Annotated in this window: 17 protein-coding genes and 2 pseudogenes; 10 read left to right on the forward strand and 9 right to left on the reverse strand. The window is 42.9% G+C overall.

The annotated features are described in order from the left end of the window. Positions 1 to 69: 69 nt before the first annotated feature. Positions 70 to 384, reverse strand: a pseudogene (locus ACLGGO_RS15435) (YjbQ family protein); the annotation flags it as partial. Positions 385 to 532: 148 nt separating this feature from the next. Between ACLGGO_RS15435 and ACLGGO_RS15440 the strand changes: the two are divergent. Further along, positions 533 to 1,186: a Uma2 family endonuclease gene (locus ACLGGO_RS15440; RefSeq protein ID WP_446419961.1), complete on the forward strand. Its 654-nt coding sequence runs from the start codon at positions 533 to 535 to the stop codon at positions 1,184 to 1,186. 56 nt (positions 1,187 to 1,242) lie between these two features. Here ACLGGO_RS15440 and ACLGGO_RS15445 read toward each other — a convergent pair whose 3' ends face one another. Next, complete coding sequence (locus ACLGGO_RS15445) at positions 1,243 to 3,585, reverse strand: VIT domain-containing protein (protein ID WP_446419962.1); 2,343 nt, start codon at positions 3,583 to 3,585, stop codon at positions 1,243 to 1,245. 429 nt (positions 3,586 to 4,014) lie between these two features. On the opposite strand from ACLGGO_RS15445, the gene ACLGGO_RS15450 reads away from it, so the two are divergent. Together ACLGGO_RS15450 and ACLGGO_RS15455 are read left to right on the forward strand one after the other, a co-directional pair. Further along, the gene (locus ACLGGO_RS15450) at positions 4,015 to 5,139 is read left to right on the forward strand and encodes an AAA family ATPase (protein WP_446419963.1); all 1,125 of its coding nucleotides are present in this window, start codon (positions 4,015 to 4,017) and stop codon (positions 5,137 to 5,139) included. Between the two features lie 11 nt (positions 5,140 to 5,150). Continuing rightward, on the forward strand, positions 5,151 to 5,864 hold the full coding sequence (locus ACLGGO_RS15455; RefSeq protein ID WP_446419964.1) for a hypothetical protein: 714 nt from the start codon (positions 5,151 to 5,153) through the stop codon (positions 5,862 to 5,864). 57 nt (positions 5,865 to 5,921) lie between these two features. Here ACLGGO_RS15455 and ACLGGO_RS15460 read toward each other — a convergent pair whose 3' ends face one another. The 3 genes from ACLGGO_RS15460 to ACLGGO_RS15470 form a co-directional block, all read right to left on the reverse strand. Further along, the gene (locus ACLGGO_RS15460; RefSeq protein ID WP_446419965.1) at positions 5,922 to 6,110 is read right to left on the reverse strand and encodes a CPXCG motif-containing cysteine-rich protein; all 189 of its coding nucleotides are present in this window, start codon (positions 6,108 to 6,110) and stop codon (positions 5,922 to 5,924) included. 101 nt (positions 6,111 to 6,211) lie between these two features. Beyond that, positions 6,212 to 7,651: an MFS transporter gene (locus tag ACLGGO_RS15465; protein WP_446419966.1), complete on the reverse strand. Its 1,440-nt coding sequence runs from the start codon at positions 7,649 to 7,651 to the stop codon at positions 6,212 to 6,214. A gap of 138 nt (positions 7,652 to 7,789) precedes the next feature. Next, a complete protein-coding gene (locus ACLGGO_RS15470) occupies positions 7,790 to 8,206 on the reverse strand; it encodes a thiol-disulfide oxidoreductase DCC family protein (protein WP_446419967.1) in 417 nt (138 codons plus the stop codon). A gap of 369 nt (positions 8,207 to 8,575) precedes the next feature. On the opposite strand from ACLGGO_RS15470, the gene ACLGGO_RS15475 reads away from it, so the two are divergent. Together ACLGGO_RS15475 and ACLGGO_RS15480 are read left to right on the forward strand one after the other, a co-directional pair. Beyond that, positions 8,576 to 9,427, forward strand: coding sequence for a DUF2382 domain-containing protein (locus tag ACLGGO_RS15475; protein ID WP_446419968.1), 852 nt, complete (start codon positions 8,576 to 8,578; stop codon positions 9,425 to 9,427). A 127-nt stretch (positions 9,428 to 9,554) separates the two neighbouring features. Further along, on the forward strand, positions 9,555 to 10,424 hold the full coding sequence (locus tag ACLGGO_RS15480) for a DUF2382 domain-containing protein (protein WP_446419969.1): 870 nt from the start codon (positions 9,555 to 9,557) through the stop codon (positions 10,422 to 10,424). Positions 10,425 to 10,479: 55 nt separating this feature from the next. Here ACLGGO_RS15480 and ACLGGO_RS15485 read toward each other — a convergent pair whose 3' ends face one another. After that, a complete protein-coding gene (locus ACLGGO_RS15485; protein ID WP_446419970.1) occupies positions 10,480 to 11,346 on the reverse strand; it encodes an endonuclease/exonuclease/phosphatase family protein in 867 nt (288 codons plus the stop codon). A gap of 253 nt (positions 11,347 to 11,599) precedes the next feature. On the opposite strand from ACLGGO_RS15485, the gene ACLGGO_RS15490 reads away from it, so the two are divergent. Together ACLGGO_RS15490 and ACLGGO_RS15495 are read left to right on the forward strand one after the other, a co-directional pair. Then, positions 11,600 to 13,288, forward strand: coding sequence for a potassium channel family protein (locus ACLGGO_RS15490; RefSeq protein ID WP_446338557.1), 1,689 nt, complete (start codon positions 11,600 to 11,602; stop codon positions 13,286 to 13,288). Positions 13,289 to 13,552: 264 nt separating this feature from the next. Next, complete coding sequence (locus ACLGGO_RS15495) at positions 13,553 to 13,747, forward strand: hypothetical protein (RefSeq protein WP_446338556.1); 195 nt, start codon at positions 13,553 to 13,555, stop codon at positions 13,745 to 13,747. Positions 13,748 to 13,973: 226 nt separating this feature from the next. On the opposite strand, the gene ACLGGO_RS15500 is transcribed toward ACLGGO_RS15495, so the two are convergent. Both ACLGGO_RS15500 and ACLGGO_RS15505 read right to left on the reverse strand, forming a co-directional pair. After that, entirely contained in the window at positions 13,974 to 16,700 is a 2,727-nt protein-coding gene (locus ACLGGO_RS15500) for a right-handed parallel beta-helix repeat-containing protein (protein WP_446419971.1), read from the reverse strand. Positions 16,701 to 17,005: 305 nt separating this feature from the next. After that, the gene (locus ACLGGO_RS15505) at positions 17,006 to 18,424 is read right to left on the reverse strand and encodes an amidohydrolase (protein ID WP_446338554.1); all 1,419 of its coding nucleotides are present in this window, start codon (positions 18,422 to 18,424) and stop codon (positions 17,006 to 17,008) included. 234 nt (positions 18,425 to 18,658) lie between these two features. Here ACLGGO_RS15505 and ACLGGO_RS15510 point away from each other — a divergent pair, with 234 nt between their 5' ends. Further along, the gene (locus ACLGGO_RS15510; protein WP_446338569.1) at positions 18,659 to 19,429 is read left to right on the forward strand and encodes a cysteine hydrolase family protein; all 771 of its coding nucleotides are present in this window, start codon (positions 18,659 to 18,661) and stop codon (positions 19,427 to 19,429) included. Between the two features lie 123 nt (positions 19,430 to 19,552). Then, positions 19,553 to 20,005 carry a cupin domain-containing protein gene (locus tag ACLGGO_RS15515; protein ID WP_446338553.1) on the forward strand — a complete coding sequence of 151 codons (453 nt, stop codon included), beginning with the start codon at positions 19,553 to 19,555 and terminating at the stop codon, positions 20,003 to 20,005. Between the two features lie 168 nt (positions 20,006 to 20,173). Here ACLGGO_RS15515 and ACLGGO_RS15520 read toward each other — a convergent pair. Further along, positions 20,174 to 20,485 (reverse strand): annotated as a pseudogene (locus tag ACLGGO_RS15520) (ThuA domain-containing protein); the annotation flags it as partial. A gap of 77 nt (positions 20,486 to 20,562) precedes the next feature. On the opposite strand from ACLGGO_RS15520, the gene ACLGGO_RS15525 reads away from it, so the two are divergent. Continuing rightward, positions 20,563 to 22,209 carry a CocE/NonD family hydrolase gene (locus ACLGGO_RS15525; protein WP_446419972.1) on the forward strand — a complete coding sequence of 549 codons (1,647 nt, stop codon included), beginning with the start codon at positions 20,563 to 20,565 and terminating at the stop codon, positions 22,207 to 22,209. Positions 22,210 to 22,872: the final 663 nt, after the last annotated feature.

The following is a 22,872-nucleotide window of genomic DNA, read 5'->3' on the forward strand; positions in this document are numbered from 1 at the left end:
ACCAAAAGTTACACCGTGGACTTATACCAAGGCAGAATTACTTATGGGTAGGTTTGTCTAGGTTTTTAGAAGCGGTACGGTGATAGAAGGTCCCAACCAAGTGGCTTGTAGGTGAGAATGCCCGTTACCATCGTGCCAGGTTTGCTCATGTCCGTAGTCCCGACTGGGTGGAATCAGTTTATTTAACAGTTCCGGTAAATCCCGTTCCAATCCCGGTTCAAACTCGATTGTGCCAATGGCGGCGGTACTACCAATATTAAAGACATGAACCATTCCCGTTTCGATACCAGAGTTTTTGACAATGGTATTGACTTTATCGGTTAAGTCATGCATATCGCCATTCTTGTCGGTGGCAAGTTGAATATAGTCTTGATGAACAGCCATGATGTTGATGGGGATAACTCTTTTCCATTTAAGCAGGAGGGGTGAGGATCGTCATTGGTCATTGGTCATTGGTCATTGGTAAGCCTATGGTTGGTGTAAAAACGGTAAAAGAAAACCCGGAAAACTCAAGACTTAACGGAGTTAGACCATGTTATTAGAACTGAATCGGATCACTGTACCACCAGGACAACGGATATTGCTCTCAAATGTAAGCTGGCAGGAATTTGAGACAATTTTAGAGGATTTAGGCGAGCATCGTGCCGCTAGAGTGGCGTATGACAATGGAACCCTGGAAATCATGACCCCTTTACCTGAAAATGAAAGCGGAAAAGAACTCGTTAGTGATTTACTCAAAGCACTTCTTGAAGAATTAGATATTGAATTTTGCACCTTGGGTTCGACGACATTCAAAAATGAGGTAATGAGTAAGGGAATAGAACCTGATAATTGTTTCTATATTCAAAATGAGGCAGCCATTCGAGAAAAAGACCGCATTGACTTAACTCTAGATCCGCCTCCGGATTTAGCATTAGAGATTGATGTCACGTCTCGCACTCATCCGAGTATCTATGAAGCATTGGGAGTGCATGAATTGTGGCGGTTTGAAAAGGGAGGATTACAAATTAATCTGCTGCGAGATGGCAAGTATAGCCCGTCTAATTTTAGCCCTAATTTTCCTAAATTTTCACTCATTGAAGCAATTCCCAAATATCTTGGTCAATGTCGGCGTTTAGGCAGAAACAAAACCATGAAGGCGTTTCGGGTTTGGGTACAAGAGCAACTGTCGATATTTAATGTTTAAATTCCATTTATACTTTCTGTAGAGACGTAGCACTCTACATCTCTACATAGTTACACCTATTGATTGTCGGTTTGAATCCATAAGGTTAAACGCACAGTATCCATCAGCCATTGTGGCACTCGCCAACTTAAGAGCGATCGCTTAATTAAATCAATGACAACGGCTTCGGTGAGAGTAGAAGCCTCCTCATCCCATAATACCCGCACCACACGCCCCTTACGCACAGGAACCTCAAAGACAAGTTCACCAGAGTATCCCGGTGGTAAAATGATTTGTTGCAGGTGTTTTAGGAGTAGAGCAGCGACAGAGTTTTCTAATCCAGTAACGCTGAGGAGTTGCACTGTGGCAATAGTTTCATCCTGAACCAAGGAAGAATCGGCGGAGGTGATATTAACGTTATCCGTACAGGTAAGTAGTATTTGATCCGAGGTAGAATTACCTGCAAGACTAGAGGATGCTCCATTAGCTGTGATTGAGGGAGAAATGCCAGAATCGCCTCGCGATCGCCTGAATTTGAGTCCCAAAAAACGCAGGGGAGATTGATCAAAAATCCCTTCATAAGATACCCCTTCTGGCATTTCAACGGGTACACAGACACAGATTCCCTTACCTTGCGGATCACTTCGGACTTGTTCACTGACGGCAACAAACGCCGTATAGGGTGCTAAAATCTGATAAGTCAAAGCTGTCTGTATAATTGCCTCAACCTGTTTCTTCTTTTCACAGTGCCACATTTGATTCATCAGATCTTTGATTCGCGCCCGCCCCCACAACTGCGCGATCGCACAATTCCCTTCTGAATCAAATCTCAGGTGAAATTCCTTTTGATAACGCTTACCCCCTGTAGCTGTGCCGGTAATTGTGAGAATACCCGCCTGTTCCTGATTAATCGGAGAAATGCGCCCAAATAAAACTAAGGGTTGCTGGGTAAACAAATCTGGGGGAGTTGTCGGATAGATCATCGCTTCTCCCATTCCTTCCCACTCAACATTTATATTCGTGAGAACTGGATTATTGATGTGGCACAAGAATTCTTCGGTTACCTCCTGAGTTGATTCATCCTGACGCACAATCCGCGATGTTCCTCGCCCTAATTCAGCAATGCGATTTAAAAGAAACCGATTGGGTGAACTGCCAACCCCAAAACTATACAACCGATTTCCCGGTTTGAGATACTGTTGCACTTCTGCCAGAATTTCTGCTTCATTGCCAATATAACCATCGGTAAGTAATACAATACTGCGTAAACGTCCTTCGGGTGCGGCGGGGAAATTCAAGACAGCGCGAATTCCATTGAGTAAATATGTGCCGCCATTTGCCTGTAATTGATTGATGTAAGTAAGGGCTTTGATCCGATTTTGCGGCGTATTAGCTAAGGGTTTGGCAGACAATTGCGTCGTGATATCGGAAAAATCAATAATCGTAAACGTATCATTAGGATTCAAGCCCTGGATCAAGCGGCGCATGAGTTCCTGAGATTTGCGGAAGGGATCACCTTTTTGAGACCCTGAAGTATCAATGAGAAAAACGACATCTTTGGGTACAATTTCATGGTGGGAATAATCCAAAGCCGGAATCAAATATAAGGCAAAATGACCGCCGCGTGTATCCGATTGAGTCAGTACCGTCGCCTGAGTGCGATCGCCTGCCACTTGATAGCGTAAAATCAGATCTTTGTTGGGAATAGTGTCCTCTTCCCCTAGGAGTACGCGCACAAATGTCCCCTCATGTTCCACTCTAATCTGGTGCGAGGGAGAATTGATGTGGGAAATGGGAACCCCGGCGTCAATTTCCACCGTGATCCGAATATCATGTCCAGATCGGGTGCTAGGTGGGATAATCGTAGGCATAATCCGTGACGCATCCGCCACGCGATCGCTATCCCCACTCTCATCAATGGGAATTCCTGGACAAAAGCGGGGTGCTACCACCATCGGAAAGACAAATTCGCACTCACCGCCGCTAAATTTTAGGGTATCGGTATAGCGAATCGTTACGTCAATCCGTTCTCCGGGTTTAATATTTGCCAAGGATTGGGTAAAAATATTATCCCGTTCTTGTTCTAATAATCCTGCGGTTCGTCCTTCTTGGCGTGCTTGTTCATAAATCAGTTGTGCCTCTTCCCGTTTTTTAATCCCCCCTTTAATCACGCGATCGCCCAGTTTTATTTCCATCTCATCGACAACCGCCGCATCTGGCAAAGGGAAGATATAGATGGCTTCTAAGGGTTCCGCGAAGGAATTTTCAAAGGTTTGCGTCACCTCGACGCGGGATAAATTACCCGCCACCTTAGCCAGCACTTGCGTATGCTTCAATGGGAAAACCAAAGCATGTTCCCCAGTTTTGGTGTAAAGTCCACCTAGGGGTTTATGAGAACGGAGTGTTGTATTGATAACCATAAGCACATCCTTCACCAATGAGGGGCATCTGTAATCAATGCTACTGTTGAATTTTGGCGTTTCAGGAGCAGTTGACTCCTTATGCTAGCGTTAGCGGTTTTCGTACATCCAGGGAAAATCAACAAATATAAAGGATGAGGGGTGCGGTTTGACGCCTTCAAGGGCAGGATAGGAGCCGTTACAGCCGTTCTGAAATTCCCCGCGTGTGGTATCTTGATTGTGATAACCGCCCCGCAGCCGGACAAATTTTGTCGGGCAGTTCTTTGGAAACTGACTCGGAGTTCTATAATTTTGGGGGATTGGGATGTGCTAGGTTGCCATCTCTGATGCTTCGCAGATGGGGTGTGGGGTTGGGGTGAGTCGGACTGGAAGGTATGGACAAGGTTTTGGGTCAGGAGGGCAGTCCCGCAAAGATTACAATAAATCAATATGAAAATTAAAAAACTAGAGTATTACGATAACGAATACCAATGGAAGCTTGAACCAGTAGATTTTTTGCAGAATCTTAATCTTCTGGTCGGTGTATCTGGTGTTGGTAAGACAAGAATATTAAGATCTATAAGCAACTTGAAAAAGATAGCCAATGGTGCGTCTCTGAATGGAGTGCGCTGGAATGTTTGTTTTTTGACCAGTGATGATTTGGAATATCATTGGAGTGGAGAATTTGAGACAAAAAAAAGCACAACCCCTATTGATAGTGATTCATCGGAAGAAGAACAGTTTAAAATTATTTGTGAAACCTTAAAGCGTAATCAAGAAACTATTGTCGAAAGAACACAAGAAAAAATTATATTTCATGGAGAAAAAACCCCAAAATTATCTCCTTCTGAGAGTATTATTGAGTTACTAAAACAAGAAGATAGTATTATTCCCATCAAAGAAGAACTAGATAAAATCATACTAGCTGATTCAGGACGTAGTTTTGATAAAACAATGCTGCTACCAGTATCCATATTTAAGAAATATGAAAAATCTTCATTGCTGTCTTTAAAGGAAAGTAATTTGCCTATCCTAATTAAATTAGCTATTCTTTATAGAATACTTCCTGAAGAATTTGAAAAAATCAAGAAAACTTTCACAATAATTTTTCCCAATGTGGCAGATATAAAAATAGAATCTCTAAAAGACGAGGATATTCCTATTGCATTATCCCAGTTATTGAAGGAAGCGACTACTGTGAGCATTAAAGAAAAAGGAGTCCAAAACTGGATTAAAAATATTTCATCAGGAATGTTTAAAACTTTAATGTACATCAGCCAATTATATTTATCTCCTGATAATTGTGTTATTCTGATTGATGAATTTGAAAATAGCCTAGGTGTTAATTGTCTTGATAGCGTTACTGATCTGATTTTGAACAATCAAGGATCACAATTTATGGTTACCAGTCATCACCCTTATGTCATTAACAATATTAGTCCTGCTTATTGGAAAATAGTGACTCGTCAAGGAAGTTTGGTAACTGTAAAAAATGCAGAAGATTTTCATATTTCCGAATCTAGGCAAAAAGCTTTTATTGATTTAATTAATGTCCTTGAGGATGATGAATATTGAGAATATTAATAATGAATATTTACTTTTTAGTGGAGGGTAATAGTACAGAAAAAAAGATTTATCCCAAATGGCTTGGGTATCTTCTTCCTGAATTAATACGAGTTAAATATCATGATCAAGTTCAAAAAAATAATTATTATCTTATAAGCGGAAAAGGTTATCCTGCTATTTTACATGATGGACTTGATAATGCAATTGACAAAATCAAAGAAACAAACAATTATGATTATTTAGTTCTTTGTCTGGATGCTGATGAAGAGACAGTAAATGAAAGAGAAAATTATATTGAAAACCTTATCCAGGGGAAGAATACAGATTTAGGCGACACTAAAATTAAAATCATTATACAAAATCGCTGTATAGAGACTTGGTTATTAGGCAATAGAAAAATTTTTGATTCAAGACAACCACTAGAATCACCATTATCAGATTATGTAAACTATTATGATGTTTCTCAGTATGATCCTGAAAAAATGGGTAAGTATAATATGAGAAATCACGCCGATTTTCATTTGAAATATGTACAAAAAATTTTTGAGGCAAGAAACATATCTTATACTAAAAAATTTCCCGGTGATGCCATAAAAAGATATTATTTAGAGCAATTACAGAAAAGAGTACAAGGTGACTCGACACACCTCGAAACGTTTCACAATTTCTTGAGTTTTTGTGAAACTCTTAAAAAGAGTATGCTGACAAATAGTGATGCTCAAGAGCAAAGCTAACAAACCCAAACAGATTTTAGACTGCTCCAGCATCAAAGAAATTAACCAAAGCGCCAGTTAACTTTCCACGTCCGTATCAATTTCCACGTCGAGGGTTTCTTCATCAATCCGGACATATAAAATATTCGGCTGACAGCACACCTGGCAATCCTCAACGTAAGATTGCTGAGAGCCAGCACTAATGTCAATAAATGTGACGTTGGATTCGCCACAGTAGGCGCAAATATATTCTGCTGTGTTTTCCATTATAAATGATGACTAATGACTTATAAATAAGGGCGGGTTTTATTCCTCAGTTATTGGTAACCAGCAAGACGAAAGTGGCTAAACCCGCCCCTAACATTGACTCATGACTTATGATTACGTTCCCAGAGTTGATGGAGAATTTGGACATGAACCTCACGAGTAATCGGATAAAAATAGGTGAAAACCAAACCGCAAATTAATATCAGCGTGGGTAAAAGACCAATAATCATCCGGATGGCGAACAAAGCCGACTCCGGTTGCACAGGATTGGGTTCTCCCGCCACACTGGGAATAAACCCTGCCCAGTCGAGTATTTTCCCCACTAAAAAGAGTGCGATCGCAAAACCCATTTTCTGAAACAATACCATGAAGCCATAGAAAATTCCCTCCCGCCGTTGTCCGCTGTTGAGTTCATCGAGATCAACCACATCAGGTAACATTGACCAAGGAATCAGATAAGCTGTGGCAATGCCAAACCCAGCCAGTACAGCCAGACCATATAATAAACCAACTTGACCGGGTTGGAGGAAAAATAATCCAGATTCCGCCAAAATTAACAACGGCATCCCGATTAAATAAACCGCTTTTTTACCCACTCGTTTACTCACGAAACTCCACATAAACATCATCGTCAGTGCCGTTCCTTGCACCGCGATCGCGACTTGGGTAAAATGGTGATCAGGTAATCCCATCCAGTTAATCACAAAGTAAGGCAAAATCGCGGCAGTTATCTGTACACCTAACCAGGAGCAAAGATAAATGCCCATGACACACAAGAAGGGGCGATTGGTGAAGATATAGCCAATCTGCGATCGCCAGGATAAGGATGGAGGGACAGGCGCATTCAATGTCTCTGGTTCTTGAGCCTTGAGAACAATCTTACGAGTTCCTAAAACACTGACGTAGACGGACACAACAGCGCAAGTGGCACAAACAATTCCTAACACTAAATATTTTTGGCTAGGGTGTTCAACCATGGAAAAGATAACTTGAGCTAAGACTAATGCAAAAATCGCGCCGCCAACAGAAAATGCCGATTTAAAACTGATCAAGCTAGTGCGTTCGTGATAATCTTGAGTCAGTTCTGGGACTAGGGCAGATAGGGGCAGTAGCACTGATGTAAACGCAGCATAAAATAGCACCCCCACAATGCCGTAGTAACCTAATAAGGCTTGCTGATTCAACGTTCCATCGTTACTAAACGTTGGCACAATCCACAGCAACACAAAAAATACTCCCAAAGGAACTGCCCCACAAACAATCCATGGATATCGTCGTCCCCAAGGTGAACGGGTGTGATCACTAAGCCAGCCAATCATCGGATCATTAATCCCATCCCAGGCTTTGCTAATCAGCAGGACACTACCTGCTGTACTGGCATTAAGTCCAGCGACATTGGTAAGAAAAAATAAGAAGAAAAATGATAAAATGTTGCCGGGAATTGCTGCTGATAACTCACCTAAGCCATAGGTGAACTTGGTGGTAAAACTCAGCTTTTTCGCTTCTGGCTTCGGTAAGGCGGATGGGAGAGGGTATTCCATAGAGTCGCGATCGCACAATTAAAGTGGATAGTTGGGGTAAGCATATCAGACTCTCCATCCATCGCTGTGATCCAGGTTTACCAACGTGCTAATGGCAAAAATAGCACTGACTACGAACGGTGCGATCGCGTGAATCAATCAAGTCTGACAATTTTGGCTTCCCTGACATCCCACAGGATAAGCTGAGTTGTAGGTACTTGATCGCTTGCCAAACCAACTATACCGATTATCACGAATCTGTTCATAGCTGCGATCGCCCAGCCATTTCATTCCAGGCATTGCCCGATACGCTGAGACGAACACCTCTCCCATGGGCAACAGACGCCCAATTTCCTCCGCCGCCTCACTCCCTTGCCACCGACGTTCTGGGGACGCCCCATCGATGAGAATCATGCCCAGTTCACAGTCTTGGGGAGTAATGCCAAAGGTTTGACAGGCGGCTTCATCCTGCATGGGAATGTAGTCAAACTGCTGTCCTTGATCGAGATTTTCCAGAAGCTGCACTAACGTGACACAAAGATTGCAGTTGCCGTCGTAAATAACGTGATATCGCATAAAACAGGTTAATAGCACTAAATCTGAGTCATCTTTACTTACTATAACTATTTTTATCTATTCCTATAGGGGGATTAAAAAAATAACTGATAATGTTAAGTTGCGATTATTTAGCTATTCATTAGGTCAAACTCTCTATACTAAAGGAATAGTGTTAATTTTAAGAACTTTGGCTAGAATAAAGTCTGGAAATCAGCGCAAATATTCTAAATCAAAGGAAATCACGGTATCGTCGTCAAAATAATCAATAACCTCGTTTTCTTTACGTCTTTTGAGGGATTAAATAGAACTCTTTTGTGTTTAGTATGAAAGTAGGGTGCGAGAGTAAAACTCTCAATCACCAAGATGAAGAAACAAGGAGACTATTCTATGAATCTGATAAAGATAGACAAGTTTTACCCCAACTATAAAGAACAGATTTTCGGTGGCGATGACATTAAAGGATATGATGTCTACTCTGATCGAGAAGAGAAAATTGGTGAAGTTCAAGATGCTCTTCTTGATGAAACAGGTCGTTTCCGGTATCTAGTCATTGATACAGGATTCTGGATCTTTGGTAAAAAGGTCTTGTTACCTGTAGGTTATGCTCGGATGGATTATGATCGTCGCCGGGTTTATGTAATCGGTATGACAAAAGCGCAAGCCGAAAGCTTACCTGAATACCATGACAACATGACCATTGACTACGACTACGAAGAACGAGTCAGGAATGTCTACCGACCAATGGCTAACAATCGCTCAACAGCATCAACAGCGGCTCAAGGGAGAACCCATAACCGCGACACCTACAGCTATGATCATGAGCCTGACCTCTACGCCACTACTGACCAGGATCATAAGAATCTAAAGCTGTATGAAGAGAAACTAATTGCTAACAAACAGCGTTACAAGAGCGGTGAAGTTACCGTTGGTAAGCATGTAGAATCTGAAACAGCCCAGGTATCAGTTCCTGTAGAAAAAGAACGGGTCGTAATTGAGCGAAGCACTCCCTCAGAAGCCCGAGAAGTTCAACCAGGTACTGCTGATTTCCACGACGGTGAAGTTGCTCGTGTGGAAGTTCATGAAGAAAAAGCAGATATCAAAAAGAAAGCCTATGTGCGCGAAGAAGTTGGTATCAAGAAAGAAGTTGAGCGTGACACTGTAGATGCCAAAGAAACAGTTCGTCGCGAAGAATTAGAAGTCGATGTAGATGGCAATCCTGTTGTCAAAGGTCGTCGCTAGACTTCTGGAAAATCTTGAATCTCACCGATTTAACTAAGTAAGTTGGTGGACACGGGGGTGGGCATTGCTCACCCTGCGTTTAACAAGTTTGGCTAGGGTTACCAGAATTGAGTCGGAGTAGTCAACTATGAGCAAAAAAGAACCTACAAGTAGTTATACAAGTAAAAAAATTAAAAATTTATTAGACCAATTTAGAGAAAGGTTTACTTTCTTTACTGTCGTGAATCAAAAAGGTCAAGTATTAGGGCGGGTTGAAGATTTCTGGGTTGAAAAAAATCATCGGCTTTACATGGTGATGTCTGCTGGAGAGACAAACGCTGAATCCCCCTGTTTTCTCCTCAGTCGTCAGCAAATTCAGACAATTGACTCAGAAAATAGAAGAGTGATTGTTGATCTATCACCAGCAGAAGTTGAATACTTGCCTGTACATCATCGAAAAGTAAATCCTTCAGGGGACTTACCTGATTCGTCGGTAACAACTACAAGGGCTATGAATACTGAAAAGGCTATGGATTCGGAAGAAATATTGAATAGTGATCTCGAACAGTCTGATCAGACATCGGATCAGACATCAGAGATAGTCGAAGAAGACATGATTCGCTTACTAGAAGAACAGTTAGTCGTCAACCGTACTAAGCACAAAGTCGGCGAAGTAGTCGTTCGCAAAGAAATTGAAACCCGTCTAGTAGAAGTCCCTGTGCGACGGGAAAAATTAATTGTTGAACAAGTTGGCGAAGAAACGAAACAATTGGCAGAAATTGATTTGGGGAAGGGGCAAGTTACAGGTGTTCCCGATACTGTAGAGATGCGTCACCAGACAGCCACTACCGTCAAAGGTGAATTCGTCTCGCCTAAAGCAGCCAGTGATCTTTTAGCCGCGATCGCGCTGCAAGAGAATCACGGTTGTGTTAATGTGCATGTAGAGCTAGTAGTGGACAATCCAGAGCTTAAAGAAAGGTATCAAAACATGTTTGATCGCTGCCGTGGTAAGAAATAGAAGATCAAAATAGCTCGGATATTCTTCAATAAATAACTTTTTCTTTCCCGCCCCTTTAGTCTTTGTACTCTAAGTGACCAACTAAACCAAAATGGTCAGAGGGGAAAACAGAGGGGCAATCCGGGGAAAGGGGTGTCAATCCCAAGCGTTCAATGGATTTTGGCTGCCAACCTGGGGAATCAGAATGGAGTAAGATGCGGTCAAAGCGTACTTTTTTGTGTTTCTGTTTTTGCTGCAACCTCATTAAATTAATATCAGTATCTTCGGTATAGCCCGGTTCATCACTTCTGAGAACTGCCCACATATCTTGATAGCGAGGGTCGAGATTACGGTTCTCGTTTTCCCAGGATGAACAAAAATTAAAGTCTCCCATGAGTACAGCATGATCGGCGTGTTCTAATAGGGGAAAGATATCAGCAAGCTGTATGGCGCGGATGGAGGCAAACTTCTTTTTGCTTTCTAAATGAACCGTAGCAATATTAAAATGTTGTCCATTAATCTGCAATTGTGCACAGAGAAATTTGCGGCTCATTTGGCTGATAAGGTCACAGAAAAATAACCGATGGATGGGAAGCTTAGACAGCAAGAGAACGCCATAGGGATTTACGGTTTTCCCTGTGGTGTCGGAAAGATAGTAATTATTTCTGACCCAGTCTTGCTTTAAAATTAGTTTGAGAGAGGTTGGGGTGACCTCTTGCAACGCGATCGCGTCAGCGTCACAGTCTTGGATCAGCTTCAGTATAGCCTCATGGCGTTGTTGGCGATAATAGTCGGAAAACCAAATATTATAAGTTACCAGTGTTAGTTTACGGGTTTTAATATCATTAACACCATCGATTGATTTAGTCCAAGCTCGTTTTTCGGGATTGAACGTCTTGGGGTTGAGTTTTTGTAGGCTTAGAGGAATCTGAGGCTTAGTCATAAACTGCTTTCTATTTAATTAATTATTAGTCTAATAGTAAAGATTTCCTTTCGTCAATAAACCGTAGTTGCTGCTGATAACGGCTCAAAAAAAACCGTCCTATTTGAAGTATAAATGATAAACGAGGAACAGTTTTTTTCCTGTTCTCGCTAGTCTTGGTGTCTTCGGTTACAATGGTTGCCGTGAATCTATAGGAGAATAGTTGTTCAAAACACGACCAGACAAAAATCTGTCTGTGGATAAGGCTTGCTTTATGAAACCCCGAATCATCGTTTGTGGCTTGGGTCGCACTGGCTATCAAATTTTCTCACTATTAAAGCAACAGGGAGCATCTGTTGTCGGAATTAGCGATCGCTTAGTCCCTTGTAACTGTCAGGATCTGATTATCGGCGATTTTCGCTCAGCCGCCACCCTACTCGCCGCTGGGATTCAGGAGGCGCAAACCCTAGTCATCACGTCTAGCGATGATGCCTTGAATCTAGCCATTCTCACCCAAGCCCGAGTCCTCAATCCCCGGATTCGGATAATTAGTCGGCTATTTAACAGCAGCTTAGGCGATCGGTTAGATCAGATTCTGCCCAACCATGTCAGCCTCAGTGTCGCCGCATTAGCTGCCCCTGTGTTTGCTTTTGCCGCGATGGGGAATCAAGCGATTGGACAACTGCGATTATTTAATCAAACCTGGCCCATTCATGAAGAATATATCCATGAGTCTCATCCCTGGAACGGGCGTCGGTTGAATGAGTTGTGGGAAGATCGATCGCGGATGTTGATTTACTATCGACCCGTGAAAGGGCAGATGAATTTGGTTTCAGCCGTTGTGCAAGGGCGAACCTTACAACCGGGCGATCGCATAATCGTTGGCACTCAACCCAATATCCGCAGCCGTCGGGGTTCTTGGCTACGCCGACTGTTTAAAGTTCTCACCAACCTGCGACAGTTTCAGCACCATGGTCAACCCATTCTCGCTGGCACTTTCGCCCTACTCCTAACCATTTTTATCGCCACACTCACTTATGTTAGCGTTCAGTTGAATACCTCGATCGTTGACGCCCTTTATTTTTCCGTGGGTATGATTACTGGGGCTGGGGGAAAAGAAGAAGTGGCAGAATTTGCCCCCGACAGTATCAAAATTTTTACTGCCGTGATGATGTTAGTTGGGGCAGGTGTGATTGGGATTTGTTACGCCCTACTCAACGATTTTATTTTAGGCACTCGTTTTAGTCAATTTTTAGATGCAGCCCGTGTTCCCAGTCGCCATCATTATATTGTTTGTGGCTTGGGGGGTATTGGTATCCAGATTATTAATCAACTCCATAGTCATGGCTATGACGTGGTTGTCATTGAACCCGATACCCATAATCGATTTCTCGGTGTTGCCCGTTCCTTGGGAGTCCCCGTGATTATTGGTGATGCCAGTTTGGCGACCCATTTAAAAGCGGCTAATATCCATACAGCGGAAGCTTTATTAGCTGTAACCAGTAGCGACATGACTAATGTCGAGATTAGTTTAAGTGCCAAAGCTTTAACGCCAAATTTACCCATCGTTGTGCGAAATCATGACCCCCAATTTGCCCGAGGAGTGCAGCAAGTTTTTAATTTTGAGGTGGTACTCAGTCCCACAGAATTAGCCACACCTGCCTTTGCCGCAGCCGCTTTAGGTGGGCGTATTTTAGGGAATGGCATGACCGGAGATACCCTTTGGGTAGCGTTGGCAACAACGATTACTCTGAAGCATCCGTTCTGTGGACGCCGGGTGAAAGATTTAACCCTAGATATTGAGTTTGTTCCCCTCTATATTGAAACCAAAAATCAAAAGCTTCACGGTCGAGATTTATTGGACACAGCCTTAGCGGCAGGTGATGTTTTATACTTGACCATGCCAGCGTCACAATTAGAACAGTTGTGGCGAGTCACACCCTCTCAGTTGTTGGCGAGTTGAATCGGGGGAAGCTGGAGGGGCTCTTTTCACGACTATCTTTTCTGTTGCACAAGGGATGTGACTCAACCCGCCCCTGACTGATTACTTACGAACTCAATCCATACACCCATTTAGGAGTGCCACACCACTCGGCAAGCCCCATGGCGTCAGCGCACTAATGCTTTAGATAGAGAGATAAATAAATCAAAATCCTATTTTAGGAAGAGGAACATTCTCTCTTAGTTTTTTATTATTGGTAATAACGTCGAAATTAAGAATGCAATTATGCCAGAAAAAGACATAACATCCCACGGAAAACAAACGACAACCGCCGCCGGAGCTAGAACAACGGGTATGGAGTCTACAGATCCCAAAGCTGATGAGCAAGAGTCCAAGAAAGATCCAGCAACCATTGCGGAAGCCGAAGGTGGAAATAAACATGTAGCAGGTGATCCTAATCAAGGGACTGAATCTCGCTAATATTCTTGCCGATTGGCTAGATTTTGAGACAGCCTAACTTAAATCAACATGGTAGAGACGTAGATGGCTACGTCTCTATAATTATTGAACTTATTAAGTATCCTACTAGCGCGGCAAACCTAATTCAGTGGATTGGAATTGTAGGGGCGCACCGGCGTGCGCCCAGAAAACCCGTAAACTCTATTCCCCAATTTTAGCCTTGCCACACTACTAACTTGCCACACTACTAAGGAACTGGACAATCACCTAGGGGCTCAACAGGTAGTTGTGGTATCAAAATGATTCCATTATTTGCTGTTGTATTGGCTTTGAATGTACTCTCAGGATCGGTGTAATTAAGTACAAAGCCATTCTCGCTGGTATTATTACTCAAATCTAAACAAATAGTCGATTCAGGATCAGGATCAATAATTTCCTCTCCTGTTTGTACTAAAAAACCATTGGGATTGCCAAAAGTACCAGGATTTCCTGTAAATATATTAAATCTGACACTTGCAAAAATTTCGGACTGATCCTCCGCTAATATAAGCACACCAAAACGAGCATTATCCATTACTGTATTTCTTTCCAGTAGTAACTGGAGCGTTGAGTTATTAAGTGTATCTATAAAAATGCCATCGGGTTCGGGAAAATCGAGTTCAATACCCTGAAAGCCATTCCTGTCAATTTGATTATCAGTGATTCTCAGTCTCGATGTAGCAAATTCTTGAATGCTCACACCGATACCATGATGACCATTATTCAATATCTCATTGTTGTCAATTGTGACTCCTAACTGGGATTCTCCTAACATCAATCCAGCAATCCCGATAGTTTCATTATCAGAAATCAGGTTATTTTGGATAATGACTTCCCCTTCAGCAGTCGTAGTAGATTGTACAGTCATTCCCCGCCTCTGATTTGTAGCCAGGGTATTTTCGGCAATCGTTACCATTCCACGGGAATCATCCAAGAACGTGAAAATAATCCCATCCAACTGGTTGTTCAAAATAGTGTTATTTGTAATATTAAATGTTCCCTGGGAATTATTCCTTAGCAATATGCTAAGTCCATGAAACTGATTGTCCGATAGCGTATTATCTACAATCGTAACGGTTTCATCGGAATCTGCAAATAATCCCATAATAATCCCGTCTTCTTGATTGCCACTAATTTCATTATTGGTAATAGTGACTATTCCCTTGGAATTATCTATTAGTGCCATAGAAATTCCATCAAATTGATTGCCTGAAATTTCATTGTTGATAATTGTGACGCTTGAATTAGAATTTCTGAATACCTCAGAGACAAGTCCGGCACTGCCATTGCGTTGAATTGTATTATTATTAATATTAAAACTAACATTGACTGCATTAGCTAATCTGAAACCAATGCCGTTAAGTTGATTATCCACAAGTATATTTTCAGAAAGTGTTATTGTACTGTCCTCAGTATTAAACAGAATAATACCCATTCCATCGCCTGTCGTATTGACAATCTGATTCCTGACCAGGTTTAGGTCAACCGAACCCGCCGTGTTAAAGATAAAAAATCCACTATTTTCAGAACCACCTGTCGTATCAATACTATTATCGGTAACGGTGACATTTCCCGTAGCTTCAAATAGTACTATACCATCTTGAGTGGAATTCGCGATCGCGTTCTCCCGAATCGTTACTGTATCAATCCCTATTCCCTCAATTCCAAACGTACCCGCATTGGGAATAAAAAACCCAGATAGAGTGGTTTGATTCCCCATTGTTACCGAAGCAGCAGCGCCTGGAGAAATCGTGGGGAGTACCCCCGCATCCGATAGGGGTAATTGCACGATTCCTCGTTCTACAGTATCCAGTTGCTGAATGGGACCCGTGGATAACACCTGTACTCGATCAGGAATAGTAAACGGCGGAATCCCTGGATTCGTTCCGGGTTGTACATAAACAATATCATTGCCATCGGACATCGTTTGAGTTAACCCGTTCTCAACCGTACCAAACGGATTTTCAAAGGTACCATCTCCCCCCATTTCGCCTAAACTAACATGCTGAAATACATAGGGTTCATCAGTTTCGGGATTCGTCGCTGGTACTTCTTGGAAATCATCTTGATGATCAATCACAATCGCATTTGTTCGCTGCACCGATTCTGCCAATCGTGCTACAACTTGATCATCTTCATCCCTTAACCCTTGAGGACGACGTCCGGGGAATGTTGCACCCACTGTAAAAACTAAATTTGTGCCAAATAAATCATCATTTTGCAACGACAAACCCAGATTAAAATTATCTGAGGGACGCGCTTCCAATCTCACCCGCCATCCCCATATCTCTGAACTCTCTTGGGCATCATACCAATACAATCCCCCATACCCGCGCAGATCACCATCTGTACCAATTTGAGCAAGTTTTGCCCCAACTTCTGCATCAAAACCCGCCATAGCGGCTTCTTTATCTTGCCCCTGTTCTAAAATCAAGAAATTACGGCGAAAGAAACTATCTCGAACTCCAACATCACCGACTCCCTGGCGCCTATCTCCAATGGGTAAATACCCATTCACCCGAAAATCCCAAACATTGCCTAAACTTTCTATACCTAACCCCAGTTGGTTAAACGTATTGTGACCTGTATGGCGGTTATCATAACTCATATAACCGCCCCAAATGCGATGGGAATTGGCATTATAGGTACGATATCCCAGGGTGAGATTTCCTCCTAAATTGGCATCATCGTTATCTAGGAATAATCGCCCTTCCAGAAACGTCAGGTTCTCACCCGGACTTTGCAAAAGGGGGACAAATCCCTCTAGGCGGGTAAATCCATCAAATCCACCGCCGGAACTCGTATGTCCAATTCCCAAGCGGGGTGTAATTTTTAAGGGAGTCGCCGTTTCGGATGCCTCTGTCTGAGCTAGAATGGGTGGGCTAGAGATAGAAAGTAGAAGTACACTGATTAATCCAAGTTTTGTGTTATTCATTTAGTCTGAAGGCAGAATTGAGGAGAGATATTCCAGTGAATGTCTGTAAAAGGGACAGAGAACAGAAGAGTCCCCCAATATTTTATAGGGTTATAGTATAATTTATATACTCTGACCTGATTTTATATCATATCCGTGTAAACCGTGATCCTATCGTTCCCGGTTGTTTCTCCCACCCTCTAAACTCTTCGCCCCAACAATAAAACTCCCTCTGCGTTACTCTGCGTTACCCTCTGCGTTACTCTGCGTTTAAAAAATATAATAATGGATCGGTAAAGCAAACATTTATGGCGAAGACAGCGCAACTACAAGCATTCTAAACCCATCACCTGACGATAATGCGCCTCAAACCGCTGAACTGTTTTAGACGGGCGACTACTCATCCACTGACTTTGCTCAAATAATTCCTTCCTTAATTCATCTACGTCAATACGGGTAACCTTTCCATCCGCAACCACTCGTTCTCCATTCACCCAAACCGTATCCACCACATTTGTCGGACGTCCTAACACCAGTGTGCCAATCGGCTCAGTACGCGGTAGTAGGGATAAATTGGTTAAATCATATAATACTAAATCAGCTTTTTTGCCAATTGTCAACGAACCCAACTCATCCGCTATATTCAACCCCTTTGCCCCACCTAATGATGCCATCTTAATCGCCTGACGGGGGGTAATCCAATGGCGATACTCTAAATCCGTGGTATTGTGCAATAATGTACCAATTTTAATTGCTTCTAAGACATCCTGGGAATCATTACTCGCTGCACCATCACAGCCAAAGGTAACATTAACTCCCGCTTGACGGTATTTCAAAATTGGCGCAATCCCACTCCCCAAGCGCAAATTACTCAAGGGATTGTGAACCACCGTCGATCGCGTTTGGGCTAAAATCCCAATATCCGCATCATCTAACCAGACACAGTGCGCCAAAGACGTGCGCCGACTCAAATAGCCAATTTTTTGCAAATGTCTCACCGCACTACAGCCATATTTCTCTTGTGCTAGTTGCTGCTGTGCTTTTGTTTCCAACAGATGGGCGTGACGACATAAATTATCGCGATCGCTTAATTCAATGCAACCCTCAAACAGTTCATCTGAACAGAGTTGTATCCCCGTTGGCGCAACGAGAATATTGATTCCTGATTCAGGATGATGAAATCGCTGCACCACCTCCTGCATAAATGCCAGGATTTCCTCGGTTGAGTGATGATAATGATCATGTTCCCGTTTTACCTCCCCATCGGGAATCCCTTGCGACAGTGATTCATCTTGAATCAACGGACCAATAAATGCCCGAATCCCAATGTCTTGATACGCCCGAACCGCCGCCGCAACGGTTTCAATTTCTTTCCCTGGAATTAATACCAAATGATCAACAACCGTTGTCCCGCCAGACAGTAATGTTTCCACGGCTGTCCCCAACGCACTTAAATAAACCTGTTCCGGTTCTAACGGCGTAAACTCATAAAGTTGGGCAAGCCACAGTTCTAAAGGTAAGGGCGGAATCATACCCCGTTGCCACATCTCTGAGGAGTGAGTGTGGGCATTAATGAAACCGGGTAAAAGTAGTTTATTTTCGCCATCGACTGTATTATTGCTTTCCCCAGAATTAACAGAGGAATGAGGCACAATCGTGGCAATGCAATCTGCCTCAATTTGCACATCGACAGTTGTATAGTCCGGATCAATAGGGATTAAAACGTTTCCAATAGTAAAACTCACGGATAAAACTTGATAAATCAGTACTTTGTTCGTAGTAGGCACGAAGCGTGCCAGAAGCGAAGACAGCGCTTACTACACACTCTAAAGTCAGTGCCATTCACTTTAAGGGTGTGTCCCCTGGCGAAGCGCGATCGCATCAGTCATGCCTGAACGATAGCACCGTTCTATTCTGGCTTATGTCTGGTCAGCCGCGCAATCCTGAGTACAATTATTGACATGTCTATTATTACTGCCATGAATCAACCGTTACGGACATTAGGTGTAGCCCCGAATGCTTGGGGAGTGAATGATGCGATCGCGGATTTGACTCGCCCCTCCCTAACCCCTCACCCCATTACCCTCACCACAGAAACCAAAAGCCTGCGCCTGGATTTAGTCAAATCTGCCATCCTTGTCATCGACATGCAAAATGACTTCTGTCATCCCGATGGATGGTTAGCCCATATTGGCGTAGACGTAACCCCCGCCCGAACCCCAATTGAACCCCTGACAACCTTGCTTCCCCAGTTACGAGATATTAATGTCCCTGTGATTTGGGTGAACTGGGGAAACCGTCCCGATTTACTCAATATTAGTGCTGGATCGCGCCATGTTTACAACCCCACAGGCGCAGGAATTGGACTCGGCGATCCTCTGCCCAAAAATGGGGCAAAAGTGTTAATAAAAGATAGTTGGGCAGCAGCAATTGTGGATGAATTAGACCACAAACCCGAAGATGTTTACATTGATAAATATCGTATGAGTGGCTTCTGGGACACTCCCTTAGACAGCATTTTACGCAATATGGGCAAAACTACACTTTTCTTTGCGGGTGTCAATATTGACCAATGCGTCATGGCAACATTACAGGATGCCAACTTTCTGGGGTATGATTGTGTTCTGCTCAAAGATTGTGCGGCAACAACGTCTCCTGATTACTGTTTTAAAGCCACAATTTACAATGTTAATCAATGTTTTGGTTTTACCAGCGATTCCCAATTACTTCTGAAAGCCTTAAAAGCTTAATAAAAAGGCGGAGGGGCAGAGGAGACAAGGAAAATGGGGAAAGTTAGCAGCTATCAAAGGTTTGCATCAAAAACGAATGACGAATGACCAATGACGAATAACCAATTTTAGGAGAAACTACCCATGGAATCTCGTTGTATGATTCCCGTCATTAAATCCCCCAAGGACTACCAATCCTATCGCATCAGTCCCCAAGATAGTAACCGTTTAGCCATTATCTTCGACCCCGCGATCGCGGATGCATCATTGACCGTTTGTGTGGAGATTTTTGAGGAAGGTGGCAAAACTCCTCCCAATCGCCATCAAATTGCTGTAGAAATGTTTTTTATCCTCAAAGGGGAAGGAATTGCCCGTTGTGATGGCAAAAATGTGCCATTTCGGGCAGGAGATAGTTTATTAGTCCCACCAACGGGTATTCATGAAATTATAAATACAGGTTGTGGTCGTTTATATGCGTTATGCTTCATGGTTCCCAATGAGGATTTTGTCGAACTTATTCGCAGCGGTACACCTGTAGATTTGGATGAGGAAGATTTTCGTGTCTTGGGACGTACTGATGTGGTGGTTCCCTGTTAGGAAATAGGGAATATGAGGGAGATGAGAAAGATGGGGTGTAGGGGCGGGTTTTACAGATAACATTTAACGACATACTGATAACTTGACTAAACCCGCCCTTCTAGGGGAGATGGGGGAGAGGATTACCAATCAACAATCAACAATTAAAGGACTTGCCCAATATACGGAATGACCCGAATGTAATACAATCAGACCCATGCCAGACAAAACGCGCTGATGAACCTTGTCCACAATGGTGTCTTGTACTTGATCATGGGCAATGTGTCCCCACCAAATTAAAACATCTGTTTGGTTGAGGATGGCATCGGTTAATCCATGATTGGGTTGGTCTAATGTAGCGGTTTGAACTGTTAATCCTGAGGAACGCAAGTGTTGCGCGATCGCGTGATGAATGCCATCAGGATAAATCTTAGCAACGTCAGGTTGTTTTTTTTCAACTTGATACTCATTCCAAACCGTAACGCGAGGATTGGGTGTCATACATATAAATCATTCATTTATGTTTCAATTATGCCAATAAGCAATGATATAAGACATAAGACATAAGACATAAAACAATGACAAAAATTCGTAAACAAACAGCATCAATGTTAACCCGCGATGGAATTCGTCTAGATGCTGATATTTACTATCCCGATACAGAGACAGACTTACCCGTACTACTGATGCGACAACCCTATGGAAGAGCGATCGCGTCTACTGTAGTCTATGCCCATCCCTCTTGGTATGCCGCCCAGGGGTATATTGTGGTGATTCAGGATGTGCGGGGACGGGGGACCTCAGGGGGAGAGTTTCGCCTATTTGTCCATGAGGTTGCTGATGGAATTGATACCGTTAATTGGGTATCACAGTTACCGGGTAGCAATGGACAAGTGGGCATGTATGGCTTTTCCTATCAGGGGATGACTCAACTTTATGCCGCATCGGCACATCTGCCCGGATTAAAAACTATTTGTCCGGCAATGATGGCGTATGATTTATATGCAGATTGGGCGTATGAAAATGGGGCATTTTGTTTACACACCAATTTGGGATGGGCGGTACAGTTAGCCGCAGAAACTGCCCGATTAAAAAATGATGCTATTGCCTATCAAATTCTCTATGCGGCATCTCGAAATTTGCCCTTTTATGACCTATCTCCCCGATTTACCGAGAGTTTAAATAAGTATGCACCAAATTCCTTTTATTCTGAATGGCGAAACCATCCTGAACCCGGAGACTATTGGCAAAAACTCTCACCGAAACTAGACGGTGTGGACTTGCCGATGCTGCATATTGGTGGCTGGTTTGATCCGTATCTTCGGGGTAATCTGCGCCTCTATAAACAAATGGTAAGCCAGAGTCATTTTCCCCAGCATCTGATCATTGGACCTTGGGCACACCTGCCTTGGGGACGGAAAGTGGGGGCAAGAGATTATGGGGCAAATGCGCTAAGTTTTGTGGATACGTTACAAGTCCGTTGGTTTGACCAGTTTCTCAAGGGAATTGATACCGGATTGTTGAATAAACCGCCTGTCTATTTATTTGAAATGGGCAGTAATCAATGGCGTTATTTTGATACGTGGTTACAAAATAATCAGAAATCCTATTGTCTCGCCAGTACAGGTTTAGCCAGTGTGCGAGACGATTCAGGGACTCTCATCCCCCAATTGGAATCTTTTGACGAATTGCCCCTTCTATCTGCTGTAACTGATGTATTCGTTCATGATCCGTGGCGTCCCGTTCCGGCGTTGGGAGGTCATGGGGCAATTCCGGCTGGGTCCTTTGATCGTTGTGCTATTGATAGTCGTACCGATGTTTTAACCTATACTTCAGCGCCGTTTACTGAAGATTTATGTCTAATGGGGGATGTAGCAGTAGAGGTTTTTTGCTATGCAGATAAACCGACTTTTGATCTCTGTGTCGTGTTATCTGAAGTGCTTCCGAATGGGATCGTTTATAATTTCACTCAGGGGTATGCGACTGTAAGTCTGGGTCAAGAGATAACACCTGTTAGAATCGAACTTCAGCCGACTTGTATGAAAATTGCCAAAGGAAATGCATTACGTCTAAGTCTAAGCGCCGCTTGTTTTCCCGCCTATCCAGTGAATCCGGGAACAGGTATATGCCCCGGGGAAATTCCCATGATGGATGCTCAGATCATTACAGTCTCAGTGAATTGTGGTGGAAACTTGACATCGAAAGTTTTATTGCCAATAGCTTAAATTTACTTTATAGAATTTAGCTGGATTGATTTGACAAAGAAAGGGCTGAAATAACCGAGCAGAAAGGATTTTAACATCCAACATCTAAAACTGGATTCACGGCTTCCTTCTTTTAAGCTTGAGAGATCATAAACACTCCAAAAATCCCGACTGATATTATACCGCATTAAATCAGAAGCGTGAGCAATAGTTTTGGATAAGGGTAGGCTCAAAATCGGATGGTAAAGATTATTGGGGACTATGTACAATGATAAAAGTTATCGATTTTTTTACTTTTTTGGTTTACTCTAATATCTATCAGACGAGAGCTGTCAAAAAGTCAAAACCCTGGTATCAAACCCGCACTCCTGTCGTTCTTGCGCTAGTAGTCCTGATGAATTTCCGATAAGGTCTGGAGATCAAATCAGTAGCCCCAGAGCGAAGGACTGAATTTATAATCGACAACGAGCATCCAACCTTATCGTGGCGAATTAACTGCTGACGACGAAAAGCGCTCGCCAAGCTCAGTAGCTAGCACTCAATGTCTAGCAGGGATGTGATACAAGGAAACTAGACACCTGTAAGAAGCATCGAGAAATTTCCCGGCTTCCCTATACTATCTCCAATTTGTTGAGAATCCTAGTCAACTGCTGATAGATGATGAAAATACCTCCTCCCAGGAGG

This window comes from Coleofasciculus sp., assembly GCF_046565525.1.
GTDB lineage: Bacteria > Cyanobacteriota > Cyanobacteriia > Cyanobacteriales > Coleofasciculaceae > Coleofasciculus.

Excerpts from the sequence above, each read along its gene's own strand:
- ACLGGO_RS15440 (WP_446419961.1), top strand. The coding sequence starts at position 533 with ATGTTATTAGAACTGAATCGGATCACTGTACCACCAGGACAACGGATA.
- ACLGGO_RS15445 (WP_446419962.1), bottom strand. The coding sequence starts at position 3,585 with ATGGTTATCAATACAACACTCCGTTCTCATAAACCCCTAGGTGGACTT.
- ACLGGO_RS15450 (WP_446419963.1), top strand. The coding sequence starts at position 4,015 with ATGAAAATTAAAAAACTAGAGTATTACGATAACGAATACCAATGGAAG.
- ACLGGO_RS15455 (WP_446419964.1), top strand. The coding sequence starts at position 5,151 with ATGAATATTTACTTTTTAGTGGAGGGTAATAGTACAGAAAAAAAGATT.
- ACLGGO_RS15460 (WP_446419965.1), bottom strand. The coding sequence starts at position 6,110 with ATGGAAAACACAGCAGAATATATTTGCGCCTACTGTGGCGAATCCAAC.
- ACLGGO_RS15465 (WP_446419966.1), bottom strand. The coding sequence starts at position 7,651 with ATGGAATACCCTCTCCCATCCGCCTTACCGAAGCCAGAAGCGAAAAAG.
- ACLGGO_RS15470 (WP_446419967.1), bottom strand. The coding sequence starts at position 8,206 with ATGCGATATCACGTTATTTACGACGGCAACTGCAATCTTTGTGTCACG.
- ACLGGO_RS15475 (WP_446419968.1), top strand. The coding sequence starts at position 8,576 with ATGAATCTGATAAAGATAGACAAGTTTTACCCCAACTATAAAGAACAG.
- ACLGGO_RS15480 (WP_446419969.1), top strand. The coding sequence starts at position 9,555 with ATGAGCAAAAAAGAACCTACAAGTAGTTATACAAGTAAAAAAATTAAA.
- ACLGGO_RS15485 (WP_446419970.1), bottom strand. The coding sequence starts at position 11,346 with ATGACTAAGCCTCAGATTCCTCTAAGCCTACAAAAACTCAACCCCAAG.
- ACLGGO_RS15490 (WP_446338557.1), top strand. The coding sequence starts at position 11,600 with ATGAAACCCCGAATCATCGTTTGTGGCTTGGGTCGCACTGGCTATCAA.
- ACLGGO_RS15495 (WP_446338556.1), top strand. The coding sequence starts at position 13,553 with ATGCCAGAAAAAGACATAACATCCCACGGAAAACAAACGACAACCGCC.
- ACLGGO_RS15500 (WP_446419971.1), bottom strand. The coding sequence starts at position 16,700 with ATGAATAACACAAAACTTGGATTAATCAGTGTACTTCTACTTTCTATC.
- ACLGGO_RS15510 (WP_446338569.1), top strand. The coding sequence starts at position 18,659 with ATGAATCAACCGTTACGGACATTAGGTGTAGCCCCGAATGCTTGGGGA.
- ACLGGO_RS15515 (WP_446338553.1), top strand. The coding sequence starts at position 19,553 with ATGGAATCTCGTTGTATGATTCCCGTCATTAAATCCCCCAAGGACTAC.
- ACLGGO_RS15525 (WP_446419972.1), top strand. The coding sequence starts at position 20,563 with ATGACAAAAATTCGTAAACAAACAGCATCAATGTTAACCCGCGATGGA.